The organism is Sphingomonas sp. G5, assembly GCF_052660795.1.
Map to the genome: position 1 here is coordinate 219,796 of NZ_CP109660.1, position 17,071 is coordinate 236,866.

The window sequence follows — 17,071 nt, forward strand, 5'->3', positions numbered from 1 at the left end:
TCGAAGGAGAACACCCCATGTCCCAGCCCACCACCGCCGTCGTCACCGGCGCCGGCTCGCCCCGCGGTATCGGCCGCGCCACCGCTCGCGCGCTCGCCGCGACCGGCGCTCCCGTCGCCGTCATCGATCTGGATGCCGCCGCGGCCGAGGCCGTCGCTGCGGAACTCCGCGAGGAGTTCGGCGTCGAGGCGTTCGGCTACGGCGCCGACGTCACCGACGAGGCCGCGGTCGACGCTGTGGTCGCGCGCATCGAGAACGACCTCCCGCCCGTGGCATCCCTCGCCAACATCGCCGGGATCACCTCGCCCACGCGCTTCCTGCAGACGACGTTGGCCGAGTGGAACCGCGTCATGTCGATCAACGCCACGGGCACGTACGTCGTGACCAAGCGCATCGCCGCAGGCATGGCCGAACGGGGGTACGGCCGCATCGTCAACATGTCGTCGGTGTCGGCCATCCGCGGTGGCGGCGTCTTCGGCGGCGTGCCCTACTCGGCCGCGAAGGCCGCGATCCTCGGCTTCACCCGCGCCGTCGCGCGCGAGCTGGGACCGTCGGGTGTCACCGTGAACGCCGTCACCCCCGGCGTGGTGGCCACCGACATCCGCGCGGGTGCGACGAACGACGAACTCGAGGCGAAGCTCGCCGCCGACGTGCCGCTCGGACGTCAGGCGACGGCGGAAGACATCGCGAACCTCTTCGAGTTCCTGATGAGCGACCGGTCGGCCTACATCACCGGTGCGACTTACGACATCAACGGCGGCTCGCACATCTCCTGAGCCGCCCTGCCACGACGCCGCGCCCGCCCCTCGGGGCGGACGCGGCGTTCAGCGTGTGGGCGGTGCGCCGTCGCGCTCCGCCGGCACTCCGGTGCGCGCGGTCGGTCAGCCCGGGCCCACGCACTGCGCATGAGGGGGACGACGCTCTGCTCTGGCGCTGTGTTCGAGCACCCTCGTCCCACTTGGAGCGGGTTGAGGGGCGCTCCGTCGGCCATTTGTGGGACATACACCGGCGTAAAGGGGACGAGGGTCCCCGCAAACAGCCCGCCCCACGCCCGGAACACCGCGGAAACACGCCATTGTTACCGTCATCAACATGTCGCTCCTGGTCACGAACGCGCGTCTCATCACGGTCCCTGCGGGCACCGACGACCCCGGCTACATCGAGCGCGGCTACATGCTCGTCGAGTCCGGTCGCATCACCGCCATCGGCTCCGGCGACCCCGCCCCCGGGGTGACCGCCGACGAGACGCTCGACGTCGACGGCAAGTTCGTCGCCCCGGGGTTCGTGTCCTCCCACAGCCACCTCTTCACGAGCGGCTCGCGCGGACTCGGCGTCGACCAGACGCTCTACGGCTGGTGCACCTCGATGTTCAGCGTCCTGAACAACGCCTCTCCCGACCAGATCTACTGGGCGACGCTGCACGGCTCGCTCGACTTCCTCGCCAACGGTGTCACCACGGCGTACAACTTCACCGACCCGCTGCTGCCCTGGGAGCCGATGGTCGAGGGCAAGCGGGCCGACGGCGGCGGAGTCCTCCGCGACCACGCGTGGCACACCCGCCAGGCCGACGGCTGCCTCGACGCGGGCCTCCGCTTCGTCGACTCCATCGCGCTCGATGCGACCGTCGGCACCGACGACGAGATCTTCGCCCGGTTCGAGGCCTCCCTCGATCACGTCCTGGCGATGGATCCGGACATCGCGCTCGGCGCCTCGATCATGGGGCAGGTGCAGTGGTCGACCCGGCCGGATGCCGCCGAGATCGAGGTCGCGGTCATGGACCGCTTCGGCGTCACGAACCAGGCGCACTTCCTCGAGACGTACGAGGCGATCGAGCATCAGCAGACGAAGTTCCAGCTGTACAAGAACGCCGGCGCCCTGCGTCCGGGCATGATGTTCGGCCACTTCATCCAGACGACACCGGAGATCATCGCGGATGCCGCCGCCGGTGGCGCATCCATGTCGTGGCAGCCCGCGTCGAACGGGCGTCTGGCGTCGGGGATCGCCCACGTGCCCGAGATGCTCGACCAGGGCATGAAGGTCGGCATGGGCCTCGACGACCAGGCCTGCACCGACGTCGCCGACCCGTGGCAGAACATGCGTATGGGCATGTTCATGCAGCGCGCCCGCACCCACGACCCGCTGTCGATGATGCCCGAGCGGGTCCTGCGTCTGCACACCCTCGGGGGCGCGGAGATCATGGGCGTCGACGACCGCGTCGGCAGCCTCGAGGTCGGCAAGTTCGCCGACTTCGTGGTCGTGGATCCGCGCAAGCCCGACATCGGCCCGCTCTGGAACCCCGTGCGCAGCTACGTGCTCGCCTGCGGCCTGCGCAACCTGCAGCAGGTGTACGTCGGCGGCAAGCTCGTCAACGACCGGGGCGTCTCGACGAACCCGCTTGCCGAAGAGGCCACGCGCGTGCTGCACGAGGAGCTGCCCGCTCTGGCCGAGGAGTTCGGCGTCATCCTTTAGCCTGCGCCGACTCGCGCTGGCTCGTGCCGGTCCGCGACGGGCCGCCTCGCCGCGACGAACCATGCCGGCCGGGCCCCGACCGCGGCCGTCGGGCTCCGGCATCCGGGGTCTCTCTCGCCCACCCCGTCGAGTGTCTAGAACACGCCGCAGGGCGCGGGGCCCACCCCGCGTGTCCTGGACACTCAACGCTCCGCCGCACACTGAGTGTCCGAAACACCCGGACGCGATGCCGCGGTCGTCCGGGTTTCTTGGACACTCGACGTCCCGCTCACTCGGCGTCTCGCGGGCCGCGCGCCCCTCGCGCTCGCGCGGGGGCCGTGCGAGCCTGGACGCATGCGCCGACGCATCGCGGGTCTCGACGTCCACACCTCGCTCGACGACCTCGCCGGCCGCGACGTCCTCCTCTGGCACCACGGCTCCCCGCAGACCGGTGCCATTCTCGCGCCGGTGCAGGCCGTCGCCGATGCTCACGGCCTCGCCGTCGTCTCCGTCGCGCGCCCCGCCTACGCCGGGTCGCCCCGTCACCCCGGCCGGACCGTCGCCGACGTCGCCACGGGCCTCGTTCCCGTGCTCGACGCTCTGGGGGTGGCATCCGTCGTCTCGGTGGGTGCCTCCGGCGGCGGACCGCATGCCCTCGCGTGTGCAGCGGCCATGCCCGGTCTCATCCGCGCGGTCGTCACCTTCGCGAGCCCCGCACCGTTCTCGGGTGACGACTCCTGGTTCGAGCGCATGCGCGCCCCGGGCGGGCTGTGGGCCGCGGTCGAGGGCGAGGCGGCCCGCCGCCGGTTCGCCGAGACCGACGCGTTCGATGCGGAGCAGTTCGTGGATGTCGACTTCGCGGCGCTCGAAGGGGAGTGGGTCTCGCTCGGAGTCGATGCCGCCGCCGCGGAGGCGGAGGGCCCCGACGGGCTCATCGACGATGACCTCGCGTTCACGCGGCCGTGGGGCTTCGATCTCGCCGGGGTGTCGGCATCCGTCGTGCTGGTGCAGGGGGAGCGCGACCGCGTCATCCCTCCCGCTCACGCACGCAGGTTGAAGGCGGCCCTCCCTCACGCGGCGCTCGACCTGCACCCCGCCGACGGTCACGTCTCGGTGCTGCGGCACCTGGGCGCCGCCCTCCGCCGTTGAGTGTCCAGGACACGCCGCTCCCGGGCGGACCGGAACGGCGTGTCTTGGACACTCGACAGTGTGTGCGGCGTCGTTGAGTGTCCGAAACACCCGGACGCGATGCCGCAGTCTTCCGGGTTTCTTGGACACTCAACCAACTCGACGCTCAACGTCGCGCTCGCCGAGCGTTCCGCTCACTCGGGAATCCGATCATCGGGCGGCCCGCGGGGCGGGCGCCCCACTCCCCGGGGGCGTCAGCGACGCCGAGCCACCCGCAGCAGCGCCTCACCGGTCGCGGCGATGGCCGCGGCGAGCGCCAGTGACACCGCGATGGTGACGAGGGCGGCCGCCGGGCCCGTGGCATCCAGAGCCGCCCCGGCGATCACCCCGCCGATCGGAACGCCGAGCGACATCGCGGCCGTGGGGTAGGCGAGGGTCTCGGTCACACGGCCCTCGGGAGCACGGGCCGAGGCGACCAGGATGCCGCTGACCATCACCGGCGAAACCGCCAGCCCGAGGAGCAGGATGACGCCGAAGAGCACCGGCACCGACCCCTGCGCGAACGGCAGGCCGACCGCGACGACGCCGGCCAGCGTCGCGAAGACGATGAACCGTGCGGCGGCGGACAGTTTCCAGGCCCGCGCGCCGGTGATCACCGAGCCGATCGCGATCGCTACGGCCAACGCGCTGAACGCCGGGCCCGCGAGCCACGGCCGCTCACGCAGTTCGGCCCAGCCGACCAGGCTCACGTCGAACGACCCGAAGACGCCGCCGAGGGCGACGCAGGCGATCGCGATCGGGACGACCCCCGCGGGCGGGAGCACCAGCCCGCGCCGGGGGTCGCGCGGGGCGGGCCCGGGTTGCGTGCCCCGCTGTGCCGCGAGCCACACCCCGCCGATGACCCCCAGCCCGAGCGACCCGAGCATCGCCACGGCCGGATCGATCGCGGCGGCGACCGCGGTGATCGCGGGCGGTCCGGCGATGAAGACCATCTGGTCGGCGATCGTCTCGAGCGCCAGGGCGGCATTGCGCTGCGACGGAGGGGCGAGCACCGTCCACCGCGCCCGTACGGCCGAGGTGAGGTCGGGCGTCGACGCCCCCGTGATGAACGCGGCGACGAGCCACGTCCAGAAGGGCGCCCCCGTCAGTACAAGGGCGAGGAACCCGGATGCCGCGAGCACGAGGCATCCGAGGGACGCCAGGATCACGCGCGACTGGCCGTGCCGATCCATGCGCGACGACCACAGCGGGGCCGCGATCGCCATGCCCCCGACCAGTGGTGCCACGACGAGCCCGGCCGAGGCGAAACTGCCGGTCGCGGCCGAGACGAGCAGGATGATGCCGAGCGAGAGGGTGGCCCGGGGGAACCGCGCGAGGATCCCGGCGGCGACGAACGTCCGCGCCCCGGGCAGGCGCAGCACCTGGCCGTAGGCCCGGACGCCCTGCGCCGGCTCGGCGGCGACGCTCACGCGCGCACCGCCGAGCCCGCGGCATCCCCTATCGCGTCCGCGTCGGCCGGTTCACCCAACCGACAGGATGGGCCAGACGCCGCAGATCCGGCGCCGAAACGCCGGATCTGCGGTACGGGGAACAGATTCACGCGGTGTAGTCGAATCGGCTGATCTCCTCGAGCGCTTCGACGACGAACGACACGCTGTCCTCGAACAGCTCCGCGCCGTGAGCGGCGTTCGCGCCGGTCGGGTCGCCGAGCACTCCCGTCGGCCCGAAGTCGTTCGAGAGCCACCCGAAGGTCACGGGCTTGCCGTTGAAGCCGATGTGACGGAAGTCGCCGATGTGCGCCGGCACGGTCGCTTCGAATTTCGACGCGTCGACGAGCTCGGGCCTCAGATGCATGATCATGCTCGTCTCGCCGTGGCCGGCGTGAATGCCCGTGCCGTGCTCGTTCGGTCCGCCGTCGGTGCCGTCGAACGAGGGCACGCGCGCGGCCGGCATGAAGAACGTGCGCAGCCCGAATCGACGGCGCAGCTCGCGGTTGGCGACGTTGAGCAGGGCCACGTTCCCGCCGTGGCCGTTGAGGAACACGAGAGTCCGTGCACGGGTCGTGAGGATCGACCGGCCGATGTCGACGATGGTCTGCAGCATCGTCTCGGGGGTGAGCCACAGCGTGCCCGGTGCCCAGGAGTGCTCGTCGGACTTCGTGATCGACAGGGTCGGCAGCTGCCAGACGTCGAGGCCCATGGCCGCAGCCCGCGCGACGGCGGCCGTCGCGGAGGCCTCGGCGACGATGGCATCCGTCGCCAACGGCAGGTGCGGTCCGTGGTGCTCGATCGCGCCCGTCGGCAGCACGACGATGGAGTCCTCGGTCAGTGCCTCGGCGGCGGCGGGGCCGCTCAGCTCGGCCAGCAGACGGGTCATGAGATGATCGCTCCCTTGCGCGCTCCGGTGTAGTCGGGGTTGAGCTTGCCGGGGTTCAGCAAGCCGTTCGGGTCGGTGAGGGCGGCGGTCTCGGCGGTCTGCTCGACATTGAAGTCGACGTTCCACTGATGCGGATTGTGCACGCCGACGCCGATCGCGTTGAGCTCGGCGATGCCTCGGTAGACGTCCTCTTCACTCACGTAGGGCGCGGCGAGCATGCCGATGGGGAACGCCTTCGTCGACTCGATGTGGAGCTTGCCGCCCGCGAACACCGACTCGACGGCCTCGATGTCGTCGGCCAGGGGAGCGCCGGCGACCTCGAGGTGGAACACCTCGTGCTCCTGGCTCTTCTGGTACCACTCGATCGGGTGGTTGTAGCTGAGCATCGACAGGCGGATGCTGGCCTGCGGGCCCTCGCGGACCGCCTCGACGCGGCCGCCCGCGCCCTCGATGATCGCGGTCACGGTGTCGACCTGGGTGGCATCCAGGATCACTCGAAGACTGGAACGCCCCTCGGGAATGGCCTCGTCGGCGGGGAGGGATGCCGAGATCTCGGGCCCGTCTCCCGACACCAGACGCGGCGAGGGGTCGAGATTGCCGATGGTCTGCACGACCGAGAGCGTCCCGTCGAAATCGGGGAAGCTCGCCCACAGCCCGCGCCATTCACGGAGCGGCTCGAGGCGGACGGTCGCGCGCACGATGACGCCGGCCGTGCCGTAGTTGTGCACGTACTTCTGCGCCTCGTCGCCCTCGACGTGGTGGATCTCGGCGCTGCCGTCGGCGTGCACGACGTCGAGAGCTGCGACAAACCCGCGGTCGTTGGAGCCGTGCTCGATCGACCCGGTGCCGCCGGAGCCGCCCGAGAGGAATCCGCCGATGGTCGACTGCGCGGTCGAGGGGTACATCCACAGGGCCTGGCCGCTCGCCCACGCGGCCTGCTCGAGCATGACCATCGGGGTGCCGGCCTCGGCGGTGATGAAGCCGTCGCCGACCTCGACGATCGCCTTCGCCCGCGTGGTGTCGATGACCAGGCCGCCCTGCATCGGGATGCCCTGACCGTAGTTTCCGGTGCCCTTGCCGCGCACGGTGATCGGAACACCGTGACGGGATGCCGCGGCGACGGCCGTGGCGATCTGCTCGGCGTCGGCGGCGAACACGACGAGGTCGGCGAGACCGAGGGGAAGCTTGGCGGCGATGATCGGCGACATCGGGGAGCCGTCGATGCTGGCGCGCTCGCGGACGCGGGGTTCGGTGCTGACGGACGCGGGGCCGAGCAGCTCGAGGAGTTCGTCTTCGAGGGAGAGGACGCGGGTGGAGGTGTCGCTCATGGGGTGTCTCCGGGTGGAACGAGGTGCGGGTGTGGGGGAGTCCGGACCGACCACGGCCCGGCCCGCGCGAGGCGGACCGGGCCGGAGCGATCAGAACGAGATGCTCTTGTCGATGAACTCGTTCGTGTAGAGGTCGCCGACGGTGTAGCCGGACGCCGGCGGGGTGCCGAGGTCGGTGTAGACCTTGCTCGCCTTGGTGAAGAAGTCCTCGAAGCGGCCGTCGTCGAAGTTGCCGTAGGTGGAGTCGGTGCCGTTGCCGACCAGGCCGAGCTCCTTCTGCGTCTTCACGGAGTAGTCGGCCACGCCCTGCGTGTAGGTCCAGCCGGTGGCGTACTCGTCGACGAGCTTGAGGATGAGGTCGTTCGCCGCGGACGGGTCCTTGTAGTACGCGACGCCCGCCTTCTGCAGCACGGGGACGAGCTTCGACAGGCACGGGGTCAGTTCGTCGAACTTGTCGGCCTTGACCGACACCGACGACTGGTAGGTCTGCCATCCGGCGTCGTGGATGAGCGCGAACTTGACGGGCTTGCCCCAGGCCGAGACCTCGTTCTGGTACACGTACGGTTCGGCCGACGCGAAGCCCTGCTGCATGTCCTTACCGCCCGCGGCGACGAAGTTCGACGGCGTGCCGTCGTACGAGCCGTCGAGGATGTCGGGTGAGGCGAGTCCCGAGCTCTTGAGGTACTCGATGTACGCCGAGCCGTCGAAGTAGCGCCATACGCCCTTGTTCTTCTCGAGCGCGGGCTTGATGTCCTGGATGGTCTGGACGTCGGGGTAGGTCGCCGGGTCCCACATGACCATCGTCGGGCTGATGTCGAGCGGGGCGAAGACGGCCTTGGTCGGGGTGGTGCTCGAGAGCTGGATCGCCTCGTCGGTGCTGACGTAGCCGAGGGTGATCGAGTCGTCCTGGTACATCTGGGCCGACACGGTCTGGAAGCCGATCGCGGGGCCGCCGGCACGGATCTCGAGGTTGACGCCGGTGTACTCGCCGTCGGACATCAGCGGGCCGGTGACCGCCTTGGTGTTGGCGTCGACGGTGTAGTTGTCCTTGATCATCTCGTAGAGGTGACCGTGCTCGGCCTCGGGGTTCCAGTCCGTCTGGATGACGACGGTGGAGGGGCAGTCGGCCGAGAGATCGACCGAGCCGATCTGCATATCGGCAGACGAAGGAGCGGTCTCCGCGGCACTGCCGGCGCAGGAGCTGAGAGTGAGGGCGATCGCGACGGCGCCGGTGACGGCGGTGCCGCGGAGGAGGGTGGAGCGCTGCATGCTGGTTCGCTTTCTGTGACGGGTGGAGCTCTCGGGTGCGGGTGTTTCGGGTACGCCGGATGCCGCCCCCGTGCGTTCGCGCGGGAGGAGCCGTGGCATCCGGAGGTCGGAGAGTCGGGTCAGAGGGTGCTGTCGTACCAGCGCCCCACGGCCACCTTCGACAGCCAGCCGAAGAAGGCGAAGATCGCGACTCCCAGGAGGCAGGCCGCGAGGATCGCCGCGAACAGCTCGGCGCTCTGCAGACGCGACTGGTAGTTGGCGATCAGCGAACCGATGCCCGGCTCGCCGCGACGGAAGAAGTAGTCACCGACGATCGCGCCGATGACCGAGAGCCCGGCCGAGGTGCGCATTCCCACGAAGATCGAGGGCAGCGCGGCGGGCAGGGTGAGCTTGGTGAGGACCGTCCACTTGTCGGCCTTCTGCAGGCGGAACAGCTCGCGCTGCGACTTGTCGACCGACTGCAGGCCGAACAGCGTGTTCGACACCATCGGGAACAGCGAGATCAGCACGCAGACGATGACGCGGGCGAGGAACTCGTAGCCGAACCAGAAGCCGACCAGTGGCACGAGCGCGAGGATCGGGATGCACTGCAGCACCACCGCGTAGGCGTAGGTGGAGCGCTCGACCCAGCGGGCGAGCGACATCGCGATGGCCCAGCCGATGCCGATGATCATCGCGATCCCGAGGCCCGCGAGGGCGACGCCGGTGGTACGGAACAGGGCGACCCAGATGTCGCTGCTCACCTGCGGGTCGAAGAAGCCCGAGGTGAACATCTCGTGCGGCATGGGCATGAGGAAGCCCTTACCCGAGGCGCTGAGCGTGATCGAGATCGCGTACCAGATGCCCAGCAGCACGACGAGGACGCCGAGCGGGGGGCCGAGCAGGGCGGCCCGCGCACCGAACCCGCGGCGGGCCTTCGCCGCGCGGGGGCGGGGCGGCTCGATGGGCGGAGTGGATGCCGCGGACTCGGCCGTGTCGGAGACGACGGGCTCTGCGGAGGTGGTGCTCATGAGTGTCCTTCCCGGAGGGCGTGGGAGACCTCGCCGACGAGCTTCGCGAATTCGCCGGTGTAGCGGATCTCGGGATCGCGGGGCATGTCGAAGGGGACCTCGAAGGTGTCGACGAGGTGGCCGGGGCGACCCGACATCACGACGACCTTGGTGGAGAGGTAGACGGCCTCGGAGACCGAGTGGGTGATGAACAGTCCGCCGAACTTCTGCGCGACGAAGATCTTCAGCAGTTCGTCGTTCAGGCGTTCGCGGGTGATCTCGTCGAGGGCGCCAAACGGCTCGTCGAAGAGGAACAGCTCGGGGTCGAGGGTCAGCGACCGCGCGAGCGAGGTGCGCATCTTCATGCCGCCCGACATCTGCTTGGGCAGGTGCTTCTCGAAGCCGTTGAGGCCGACGAGGTCGATGGCCCACTGCGCCTTCGGTGCGCGTACGCGCTTGGGCTGCCAGTTGAGCTCGGCGAGCAGTTCGACGTTGGAGCGCACGTCGCGCCAGGGCAGCAGGGTCGCGTCTTGGAAGACGTAGCCGATGCGGTCGGTGGCCACGGTGGCGGTGCCTTCGCTCGCGGTCTCGAGACCCGAGGCGATGCGCAGGAGGGTCGACTTTCCGCAGCCGGAAGGGCCGACCACGCTGACGAACTCGCCGCGCTGAACGGTGAGGTCGACGCCGGAGAGGGCGGTGGTGCCGTTGGGGAACGTCATGGCGACGTTTCGGAAGTCCAGCAGCGGCGCGGTGGGGTCCGCGACGGATGCCGGGGCGGGAGAGGCCAGGGTCACGGGGCGCTCACTTTCCGTTCGGGGGCGGGGAGGAGGGTGGGAAGAGCGGTCTGGGTCGAGACGGTGGTGCGGCTGACGAGCCGGCCGCGGTGCAGCACGACGCGGTCGGCGCTGGCGAAGGCCACGGCGTCGCCGAGCGAGTCCGCTTTCACCGCCACGAGGTCGGCGCGGGCTCCGGCGACGGGCCCGGCGACCGGCAGTCCCATTACGTCGCGGGCGCCGACGGTGACGGCGTGCACGGCATCCGCGGGGGCGAGGTGGCCCGCGCTGACGAGCAGCGAAGCGGTCTCGAGGTGGTCGCAGCGACCCACCGGATTGAAGGGGTCGCGCACGTTGTCGGCACCCGCCGCGACGCGCACGCCGGCGTCTTTGAGCCGGCCGATCGGCGCGATCCCGCGCGGGACGGCGTGATCAATTCCCCATCCCTGCAGGTACAGGTTGGTGATGGGGAGGGCGATGATGCCGATGTCGGCGGCGCGCACCTGGGCCGCGAGGCTCTCGAGAGCGGTCGCGGGCATCATGCTCAGGCGCACGCAGTGCCCCGCGGTGCGGGGGCGGTGCCAGCCGGTGACGGCCCGCGCGTACGCGGCGAGGGTATCCGCCCCGGCGAGGCTCTCGTCGGTGTGCAGGTCGAGTCCGACATCGCGGCGCCGAGCGAGCGCGATCAGACGCTCGAGGTCGGCGATCGGGTCGTCGGCGAGGTGCGGAGCCCCGCCCACGAGATCGATCCCGGCGTCGAGAGCGGCCTCGAACACCTCGTCGGGCACGGTGGGCCCGCCGAGGGCGACGAGCTCGAGGTCCATGATCCCCTCGAGCTCTGCGCGCAGCCGGACCAGAGCGCGCACGCCGGTCAGGGCGTCCTCGCCGCGCAGCAGATCCACGTGGGTGCGGATCGAGGTGATCCCGGATGCCAGCATCCGCAGCGCCGTGGCACGAGCGCGCTCGAGCGTGTCGTCTTCGTCGAGGGTCGCGGCGAACGCGTGCCAGCTCTCGATCGCGCTCTCGAGGTCGCCGAACGGGGGGTCGATGGCATCCCAGGACTGGGACTTGTCGAGGTGCGCGTGCGGCTCCGCGCCCGCGGCCGTGACGAGGTAACCGTCGAGGTCGAGGATCTCGCCGTCGGTCTCGGGGAGGGGACTGCCGGCCGGCACCACCGCGAGCACCTCGTCGCCATCGATCGCGATGTCGACGAGCGCGCCCGAGGCGAGGCGCACACCGCGCAGAGCGGCGATGGAGACGGGTGGAGCGGCAGACACGAGGGCCTCCGGAGGAGTCGAGAAGACAAGCGTCGGGACGGGAACCACGGCAACGGGGCGAGCCGCTCGAGGCGGCTGCGTCAGTGTTGGTGTGACCAACATCCGGCGATGTTCCGATGCTAGGAACCACGCGTTTCCGCTGTATTTCCCCCGCGTGACCCTCTCGACAAAGTTGTCCGACAGGCGGCGGTATCCGCGCGCGTGCGTGCGACGAGAACAGGGGATGTCGCGAGGACAGGCCGATTTCGGCTCGATCGGCCTGCTCTCGTCTCCTCTCCTGCTCTCGTCACCGTCGTCGCCACCGCGCGTTCGCGAGTGCGCCGGCGCGGATGACAGGATCGTTCCGGCGCTGGACGCCCCGACCCCCCGGAGATCGCCGTGCTCGTCACCCCCGCCCCGCCCCGTGCCGCCCGCACGCCGGTGCTGCTGGGCACGCAGCTGATGTTCAACGTCGGCTTCTTCGCGGTCGTCCCCTTCCTCGCCCTCGTGCTCACCGCCGACTTCGGGCTGACCGCCGCCGCGGTGGGCCTCATCCTGGGGGTGCGGACCTTCGCGCAGCAGGGCATGTTCCTCGTCGGAGGGGTGCTCGCCGACCGCTTCGGCGCGCGCCGCACGATCCTCACGGGATGTGCGGTGCGCGTGCTCGGCTTCGCCACCCTCGCCCTGTCGCTGCTCACGCCTGCTCCGCAGCTCGCCCTTTTCATCGCGGGGACCGTGCTGACGGGCCTGGGCGGCGCGCTCTTCTCGCCGGGAGTCAACATCCTCGTGGCGGATGCCGAGCAGCGCCGCGCCCCGGCCGCGGGACACCGCGCCTCGCTGTTCGCATGGCTGAGTGTCGCGGGGGAGTTCGGGGCGGTGCTCGGCCCCCTCGTGGGTGCCGCCCTGCTGGGGTGGGGCTTCGTCGTCGTCGCGCTCGCCGGGGCGGCCCTCTTCGTGCTGATCGCGGTGTTCCTCGCGATCGCCCTACCGCGCCGGACGCCCGCGTCGACCGAGCGCGGGATTCACGGACGCTGGTGGTCCCTCCGCGATCGTCGCTTCGTCGCGTTCTCGGCCCTCCATGCGGCGGACCTGCTCGCCTTCAACCAGCTCTATCTCGCGCTCCCCCTCCAGCTCGCGCGCGCCGAGGCCGGCCCCGCGGTGGTCGCGGCGATGTTCGCGTGGGTCTCGGCCCTGACCCTCGTGCTGCAGCTGCCGGTCTCGCGCTGGTGTCATCGCGTGGGCGCGGCCCGCGCCCTGCGGGTCGGCTACGGGCTCTCGGCCGCGGGCTTCGTCGTGGTCGCCGCGAGTGCCGTTGTGCCTCTCGACGACCCCGTGCTCATCGCCGCGGTGTTCGCCGCCGCCGGGCTCGTCATCGTCGGGCACCTCACGACGAACCCCACCGCGCAGGGTCTCGTTCCCCGCTTCGCCGGGGCGCTGCCGACGGGATCGTTCTTCGGTCTGCTGTCGACGTGCGGGGGTATCGCCGTGCTCGTCGGCAACGTCGCGGTCGGCGCCCTGCTCGGCTGGACCGCCGTCCCCGCGGCGGCGTGGGTGCTGCTCGCCGTTCCGCTCGTGGTCGCCGCCGTGTGGGCGCCTCGGGTCACGGCCTCCGCGGGTTCGGCCGACTCACTCTCGCGCTGACGACGCGCCATCGAGAGTCGTCACAGCTCGAGCGTGATCCGCGGGCAGGCCGCGCGCGAGACGCACGGCATCATCGAGCGGTTGGCATCCTGCTCCTCGGGAGAGAGCACGGAGTCGCGGTGCTCGATGTCGCCGTCGACGACGGCTACTTCGCACGTTCCGCAGGTGCCGACGCGGCAGCTCGAGGGCACGACGATGCCCTGCTCCTCGATCACGTCGAGCACCGAGCGCTCCGGCGGCACCGTCACCGTCAGCCCCGACATCATCAGGTCGACCTCGAACGGCTCGGTCCAGACGGGCGGGCCGAGCACTTTCGCCTCGAAACGCTCGACGTGCAGGCTTCCGCGCGGCCACACCGACATCGTGGCATCCAGGGCCTCGAGGAGACGGGCGGGTCCGCACGCGTAGACGACCGTGCGAGCCACCGGTGTGCCGAGCCGATCGGGCAGATCGAGTCGTCGTCCCTCGTCGGCCGCGAACACCTCGACGCGCGAGCCGTGCTGCGCCTCGAGCTCGCTGACGAAGGCCATCGTCGTGCGCGAGCGCCCGACGTAGAGCAGCGTCCACTCGGCCCCGGCCGCCGCGGCGGCCTCGATCATCGGCACGATCGGCGTGATGCCGATCCCGCCGGCGACGAACACGTACGACCGTCCCGCGGTGGGCGCGAACAGGAAGTGGTTCGCGGGGCCGCGCACGAGCAGAGTCGACCCGACCCGGGCGTTCTCGTGCAGCCACACCGATCCTTCGCGCTCGCGGAGGACCCCGATGCGCCACGTGCCGCGTTCGGTCGGCGAGCCGCAGAGCGAGTACTGCCGTTCGATTCCGCCGGGCAGGACCACGTCGATGTGCGCTCCGGGCGACCAGTGCGGCAGCGTCCCCGTCGCGCGCTCGAGGTCAAGCACGACGACGCCGTCCGCGGCATCCCGGCGCTCTCGGACAACCGCGTCGAATGTCACTCCCGCACTCACGTGTCCTCCTGTTCGACCGCGTCGTCGGCGCCGCCGCCGTGCACGAGCTCTTTCACGATGAGCAACCGGTACACGGAGCCGTCGGGCGAGTACCAGCGGTGCGGTGTGCCCGACCGGCAGTACACCGAGTCGCCGACCCGCAGGGTGCGCTCGCCGAAGCCGCCGAACGAGATGACGATCGAGCCCTCGAGAACCGTGAGGAACTCGTCCTCTTCGTGCACGTAGTGATCGCCAGGAGTCGGATTCGACCCCGTGAACTCGAGGGGCTCGAACCGCCGCGGGCCCTCGGCCAGCAGCCGGGCGGTTCCCTCGGCATAGGGGCCGATGACCCCCTCGTCGGCGGCCACGAACGAGGGCTCGGCGTCGTGGTCGGCGCGCGGCGGCTCCGACCCCGCGAGCAGCTCGACTCGGCTGGTGCCCAGCGCCCGGGCGAGCCGTTCGAGGCTCGCCATGCTCGGGCGCGCGAGACCGCGCTCCAATTGGCTGAGGAAAGGGTGCGACAGGGTCGCGGCCTCGGCGAGCTGGGTGAGGGTCAGCCCGCGCGCCTTGCGCAGCCCACGCAAGTGAGCGCCCAAGCGTTCGTCGCTGCTGGGGGTATCCATCACGGGGGCCATGGTGGTCATCGTTTCACCCTCTCGAACAATCGGGCGACCACCTCGCGTTCGTCGGCGCGGATCAGCCGGCCCTGGTCGACGACGACGTGTCCGGCCACGAGGACGGTCCGCGGACGTCGGCCGGGTGCAGCCCACAGCAGCCCCGCCACGGGGTCGGCCACGCCGGCGTCGGCAACACCGGAGACGTCCCATAGGCAGAGGTCCGCCGCCGACCCGGGGGTCAGTCGTCCGAGCTCGGGGCGCCCGAGTCCGTCGGCGGATCCGGCGGTCGCCATCGTCAGAACCTCGGATGCCGGCAGCTGCGGCCCGGCCAGCGCCGACACCTGCAGGGCGAGGCGCGCGTCCGCGAGCAGGTGCCCCGCGTCGTTGCTGCCCCCGCCGCTGGTACCGAGGCCGACGGCGATACCCGCGTCGAGCAGGCGCCGCACCGGCGCGACACCCCAGCCCATGGGCACGTCGCACCCGGGAGCATGGGTGGCGGTGGCCCCGGATGCCGCGACTCGCGCGATCTCGTCGTCGGACACGTCGCACAGGTGGGCGAGGGTCACGTCGGGGGCGAGCCACCCCCAGTCCTCGAGCAGATCGAGGGGGCGCCTGCCGTACCGCTCGAGCGCGATCTCGACGTCCACCACCTCGTTGGCCTGCGTGCGTCGGCGCAGGCCGTGGCGCTGGGCCACCTCGCCGAGCAGCGCGAACGTCTCGCGCGGGTCGCTGTGCACGCCGGCCGGTCCCACGGCGACCTGCAGCATCCCGTCGGCCGAGACACCGCCCGCGCGATTCGGGACGAGGGCCGAGACGATGTCCTCCGCCGATGCCGCCGCGGTCGGCGGGTCGTCGCGCGCCGCGCCGCGCACGAAGACGAGTCGCGCGCCGAGATCGGCCGCGGCGGTCGCCGCCGCGCGGGCCATCCCGACGGTGTCGGCGTCGGCGGGCCAGGTCAGGTGGTGGTCGGCGACGGTGGTCACCCCGCACAGCAGCGCTTCGGCGAGACCCGCTCGAGCGGCGAGACCGGTCAGTTCCGGGTCGACCCCCGCCGCGGTGTAGGCCGCCGCCATGGCGGGGAGCCATTCGCGCATCGGGATGCCGCGCGTGCCCGGCAGCGTGCGGAAGGCGGTCTGCAGCAGGTGGTGGTGGGCGTTGACCAATCCGGGCGTGACGACGCAGCCGGTGGCGTCGATGATCTCGGCGTCCGTCGTGTCGGCGCTCTCGACGACGACCCCGTCGGCGATCGTGACGTCTCCCTCGCGCACGTGCCCGGAGCCGACGATCACCGCGATCGCGCCGCGGACGATGGTGACGCTCATGCGCTCCTCACAGCGCACGAGTCCCCGCCACTCGCGATCGCGTGCAGGCGGGGTCCGGCGGCCTCGCGCAGCGGTCGAGCGTCGGCGGCGTTCCGGGATGCCACGATCTCGGCGATCACCGACAGGGCCGTCTCCTCGGGGGAGCGGCCCCCGAGGTCGAGACCCAGAGGGGAGTGCAGGCGCGAGAGCTCGGCATCCGTCACTCCGGCGGCGCGCAGGAGCGCGGCTCGACGCGAGACGGTGGCGCGAGCGCCCATCGCTCCGACGAAACCGACCGGCAGGCGCAGCGCCGAGCGGATCGCGGGAACGTCGAGACGCTCGTCGTGGGTGAGCACGCACACGGCCGTGCGTGCGTCGGGGGAGGGGAGGGTATCGAGCACCTCGTGGGGTGCTCCGACGACCAGCTCGGCCGCGTCGGGGAAGCGGTCGCGGGTCACGAGGAGGGCCCAGTCGTCGCAGACGGTCACCGCGAAACCGGCGACGGCTCCCAGTCGGCAGAGCGCGGCCGCGTGCTCGCCCGCGCCGAGGATGATCAGCCGCGGGGGAGCCGGTCGATGCAGCACGAGAGGCTCGTCCCCGCCGAGGTCGAGGCGCAGCGTCGCATCGCGACGGTCTCGGGCCGCCTCCAGGGCGGGGCGGTGCGCGTCTTCGACGCGATACGCGACGACGTCGACCGCGCCGCCGCACGCCAGACCGGCGGCGATCGGCGCGATCGCGTCGTCGGCGCCGAAACCGAAGCGCGCGCGACGGATGGTGCCGGTGCGCAGGACATCGAGACCGAGCATGACCGCGTCGTTCTCGACGCAGCCGCCCGAGATCGATCCGATCACCCGGGCATCTCTCGTGACGGCGAGGGTCGCGCCCACGCCGCGGGGTGCACTGCGCACGACCGCGGTGACCGTGACGGCCGCCACGGGCACGCCCGCGTCGAGCAGCGGCACCAGGTCGGGGGCCAGTTCGAGCATGGATGCGACCGT

General features: G+C 71.4%; 15 protein-coding genes. 4 read left to right on the plus strand and 11 right to left on the minus strand.

From position 1 onward, the window contains the following. The first annotated feature begins 17 nt into the window (after nt 1-17). The 3 genes from NE358_RS01060 to NE358_RS01070 all read left to right on the plus strand — a co-directional run bounded on the left by NE358_RS01060 (nt 18) and on the right by NE358_RS01070 (nt 3,597). A complete protein-coding gene (locus tag NE358_RS01060; protein ID WP_103207141.1) occupies nt 18-776 on the plus strand; it encodes an SDR family NAD(P)-dependent oxidoreductase in 759 nt (252 codons plus the stop codon). A gap of 316 nt (nt 777-1,092) precedes the next feature. Continuing rightward, on the plus strand, nt 1,093-2,469 hold the full coding sequence (locus NE358_RS01065) for an amidohydrolase family protein (protein ID WP_289940595.1): 1,377 nt from the start codon (nt 1,093-1,095) through the stop codon (nt 2,467-2,469). A gap of 333 nt (nt 2,470-2,802) precedes the next feature. After that, complete coding sequence (locus NE358_RS01070; RefSeq protein WP_289940598.1) at nt 2,803-3,597, plus strand: alpha/beta fold hydrolase; 795 nt, start codon at nt 2,803-2,805, stop codon at nt 3,595-3,597. Between the two features lie 233 nt (nt 3,598-3,830). Here NE358_RS01070 and NE358_RS01075 read toward each other — a convergent pair whose 3' ends face one another. From NE358_RS01075 to NE358_RS01105, 7 genes are all read right to left on the minus strand, one after another. Then, complete coding sequence (locus NE358_RS01075; protein WP_289940600.1) at nt 3,831-5,045, minus strand: MFS transporter; 1,215 nt, start codon at nt 5,043-5,045, stop codon at nt 3,831-3,833. 127 nt (nt 5,046-5,172) lie between these two features. After that, entirely contained in the window at nt 5,173-5,952 is a 780-nt protein-coding gene (locus NE358_RS01080; protein ID WP_103206985.1) for a creatininase family protein, read from the minus strand. Continuing rightward, nucleotides 5,949-7,280, minus strand: coding sequence for an FAD-binding oxidoreductase (locus tag NE358_RS01085; RefSeq protein ID WP_289940604.1), 1,332 nt, complete (start codon nt 7,278-7,280; stop codon nt 5,949-5,951). Before NE358_RS01085 ends, NE358_RS01080 begins: the two co-directional genes overlap by 4 nt. Before the next feature lie 90 nt (nt 7,281-7,370). Beyond that, nucleotides 7,371-8,549, minus strand: a complete 1,179-nt coding sequence (locus NE358_RS01090; protein ID WP_141378340.1) for an ABC transporter substrate-binding protein — start codon at nt 8,547-8,549, stop codon at nt 7,371-7,373. A 119-nt stretch (nt 8,550-8,668) separates the two neighbouring features. Further along, the gene (locus NE358_RS01095) at nt 8,669-9,559 is read right to left on the minus strand and encodes an ABC transporter permease (RefSeq protein WP_103206982.1); all 891 of its coding nucleotides are present in this window, start codon (nt 9,557-9,559) and stop codon (nt 8,669-8,671) included. Then, nucleotides 9,556-10,332, minus strand: coding sequence for an ABC transporter ATP-binding protein (locus tag NE358_RS01100; protein WP_180993396.1), 777 nt, complete (start codon nt 10,330-10,332; stop codon nt 9,556-9,558). The genes NE358_RS01095 and NE358_RS01100 overlap by 4 nt, the downstream gene beginning before the upstream one ends. Then, a complete protein-coding gene (locus tag NE358_RS01105) occupies nt 10,329-11,588 on the minus strand; it encodes an amidohydrolase family protein (RefSeq protein WP_289940610.1) in 1,260 nt (419 codons plus the stop codon). Before NE358_RS01105 ends, NE358_RS01100 begins: the two co-directional genes overlap by 4 nt. A gap of 378 nt (nt 11,589-11,966) precedes the next feature. On the opposite strand from NE358_RS01105, the gene NE358_RS01110 reads away from it, so the two are divergent. Further along, nucleotides 11,967-13,208 carry an MFS transporter gene (locus tag NE358_RS01110; protein ID WP_289940612.1) on the plus strand — a complete coding sequence of 414 codons (1,242 nt, stop codon included), beginning with the start codon at nt 11,967-11,969 and terminating at the stop codon, nt 13,206-13,208. Nucleotides 13,209-13,228: 20 nt separating this feature from the next. Here NE358_RS01110 and NE358_RS01115 read toward each other — a convergent pair whose 3' ends face one another. Genes NE358_RS01115 through NE358_RS01130 form a run of 4 tightly spaced genes read right to left on the minus strand, consistent with a single transcriptional unit; the run spans nt 13,229 to nt 17,059 of the window. After that, nucleotides 13,229-14,164: a PDR/VanB family oxidoreductase gene (locus NE358_RS01115; RefSeq protein ID WP_289940613.1), complete on the minus strand. Its 936-nt coding sequence runs from the start codon at nt 14,162-14,164 to the stop codon at nt 13,229-13,231. Between the two features lie 8 nt (nt 14,165-14,172). Beyond that, nucleotides 14,173-14,799, minus strand: coding sequence for a helix-turn-helix domain-containing protein (locus tag NE358_RS01120; RefSeq protein ID WP_103206979.1), 627 nt, complete (start codon nt 14,797-14,799; stop codon nt 14,173-14,175). Continuing rightward, complete coding sequence (locus NE358_RS01125) at nt 14,796-16,094, minus strand: amidohydrolase family protein (RefSeq protein ID WP_289940616.1); 1,299 nt, start codon at nt 16,092-16,094, stop codon at nt 14,796-14,798. The genes NE358_RS01120 and NE358_RS01125 overlap by 4 nt, the downstream gene beginning before the upstream one ends. Further along, nucleotides 16,091-17,059 carry an XdhC family protein gene (locus NE358_RS01130; protein ID WP_289940618.1) on the minus strand — a complete coding sequence of 323 codons (969 nt, stop codon included), beginning with the start codon at nt 17,057-17,059 and terminating at the stop codon, nt 16,091-16,093. Before NE358_RS01130 ends, NE358_RS01125 begins: the two co-directional genes overlap by 4 nt. Nucleotides 17,060-17,071: the final 12 nt, after the last annotated feature.